The sequence below is a fragment of the Photobacterium alginatilyticum genome (assembly GCF_009910675.1).
Taxonomy (GTDB): Bacteria; Pseudomonadota; Gammaproteobacteria; order Enterobacterales; family Vibrionaceae; genus Photobacterium; species Photobacterium alginatilyticum.
On record NZ_RSEJ01000386.1, the window covers coordinates 1 to 366 of the forward strand.

The 366-nt window shown below is 38.8% G+C and carries 1 protein-coding gene; it reads right to left on the reverse strand.

Translation table 11 applies throughout. The annotated features are described in order from the left end of the window. Positions 1-162 (reverse strand): hypothetical protein (locus EIZ48_RS31220; RefSeq protein ID WP_439126601.1); only part of this gene is annotated, 162 nt, incomplete at its 3' end. Positions 163-366 lie beyond the last annotated feature (204 nt).

Genomic DNA, 366 nt, shown 5'->3' on the forward strand with positions numbered 1-366 from the left:
GATACTACCGATACCGATGATTTTGCCCTTGCCATTATCACCGAAGGTCACATAGCCTCCGTCTTTAGGTGCAAGGGTTGTAAATTTTGTTTTGTCTCCCGTCATATGTCTCGAGCATCCGCTATCCAAGAACCACTTGTCCTCGTTTAGCTTCGACCTCAAGCATACCTACAAAACAAAACAATCATTGGTACCCTAATCCACTTTTGGGTCCTTGAGGATTAGTGTCTCGATCCTTTGGAACCCAAACAAGATCACGTCTATTAATTTTATATCTATTTGGACAATAAACATAATCTTCATAATGATCACATCGATTACATGTTATACATTTTTCATGCACAATGGGTTTAACAAAGCAATTAT